General features: G+C 69.8%; 1 protein-coding gene and 2 pseudogenes. All 3 read left to right on the top strand.

What is annotated here, in order from left to right:
- Positions 1 to 716 (top strand): annotated as a pseudogene (locus AOK11_RS45890) (DUF6049 family protein); the annotation flags it as partial.
- Between the two features lie 2 nt (positions 717 to 718).
- On the top strand, positions 719 to 1,451 hold a 733-nt coding region (locus AOK11_RS45885), incomplete at its 5' end, for a DUF6049 family protein (protein WP_240497633.1).
- A gap of 44 nt (positions 1,452 to 1,495) precedes the next feature.
- A pseudogene (locus AOK11_RS37035) lies at positions 1,496 to 1,729 on the top strand (murein biosynthesis integral membrane protein MurJ); the annotation flags it as partial.

Raw genomic sequence — 1,729 nt, 5'->3', positions numbered from 1 at the left:
GAGCGGTGGCTCGCCAACGTGCAGAGCGCGGTGAAGGGCAAGGAGGTCGTCGCGCTGCCCTTCGGCGATCCGGATCTGGCCTCCCTCGCCCACAACGGCACCTCGGTCACCGGCTCCCTGAGTCATCTCAAGGAGGCCACGGATGTCGTCGTCAACACGGTGGAGCCGATCCTCCACGTGAAACCGACCACGGACTTCGCCTGGCCCGTCAACGGCGCGGTGGACCCCTCCATCGTCAAGGTCGCCACCTCCGCCGGAGCCGACAAGGTGATCGCCCGCAGCGACACCTTCCGGGAGACCGGCGACCTGTCGTACACGCCCTCGGCCGCCCGCCCCATCGGCGGCGGCACCACGGCGATCGTCGCGGACGCCCCGCTGTCCACCGTGTTCCAGGGCGACATGACCAAGGCTTCCACCTCCACGCTCGCCGTGCAGCGGTTCCTGGCCCAGCGCCAGGCCCAGACGATGGCCGAGGCGCTGAAGGCCGTCCAGGACGGGAACTGGTCGAAGTCCGAGGACCTCACCGCTGCCGCGAAGGCCGAACCGGACCCTGCCGCCACCACCGAGGTCCCAGCGGCCTCCTCGTACCCCTCCTCGCTGCGCAAGCAGGAGCTGCCACGGTCCGCGTTCGAGCAGATCGCGAGGACTCAGGACAAGCTCGACACGTTCAAGATGATCCTCTCGGATCCGTCCCGGGTCGTGACTCCGTTCGGCCGNNGTCCGTCTCCTGGCGCGGCCGGATCGCCGAGGCTGCCACCTACCGCAGCGGGGTCGAGGCGTACCTCGACGGACTTCTCGACCAGGTGAAACTGATCGACAAGTCGGAGACGAAGCTCTCCGGCCGCAGTGCCACCATCCCCGTGACCGTCCAGAACAACCTGGTGCAGGGCGTCGAGAACCTGACGCTGCGGCTCACCTCGACCAACCCGACCCGCCTCGAGATCGGTGGCGACACCTACGAGGAGCAGCCGATCACCGTCTCCGGCGGGCACAGCCAGTCGGTGAAATTCACCACGTCCGCCAACGCCAACGGCCGGGCCACGGTGATCGCCCAGCTGTACACGCAGGACGGCCAGAAGTACGGCGAGCCCGTCACCTTCGACGTCAAGGTCACCGAGATCACCGCCACGGTGATGCTGGTCATCGGCGGCGGCGTGCTGTTGCTCGTCCTCGCCGGCTTCCGGATGTACACGCAACGCAAGCGTGCCGCGGCCCGCGAGGCCCAGGAAGCCCAGGAACAGAACCGCGTGCAGGACGAGAGTCCCGACGGCCCGCAGAACCCGGACACCCCCGAGGAACGTCCTACCGAGAAGCCGGAGAGCGGCCCTGGGACGAAGGAACCGGAAACCGGCTCGGAGACGGACGGCCCGGAGCAGCCGAGTGACCCGGTATCGGACACCGCACCGGAAAACGCAGGCCCGTCCGGCACGGGTGAGAGAGTGGACCGTTGAGGATGCCGTGGCCGGTGGGCCCGGGACGATGAGGTGGGGTAACCATGAACGCGCCGTACGACGGTGACCGCGGCCATGCCGCGGGCAACTCGGGCCATCCCGAGTCGGACCCCCAGGGGGGCCCGCCGCCCGGTCACGACCAGGCGCCGCAGCCGCCCGCCGACCCGTACCTCCAGGACGCCTACGACCAGGACCCCTACCGGGCGCAGGACATCGCCGCCCAGGACCCGGTCGCCGAAGCCCTGTACGACCGCGCGGCACACCCCCCGCCCCCACCG

The organism is Streptomyces hirsutus (assembly GCF_001418415.1).
Lineage (GTDB): Bacteria > Actinomycetota > Actinomycetes > Streptomycetales > Streptomycetaceae > Streptomyces > Streptomyces hirsutus.
This window is presented reverse-complemented; position numbering and strand designations above follow the sequence as displayed.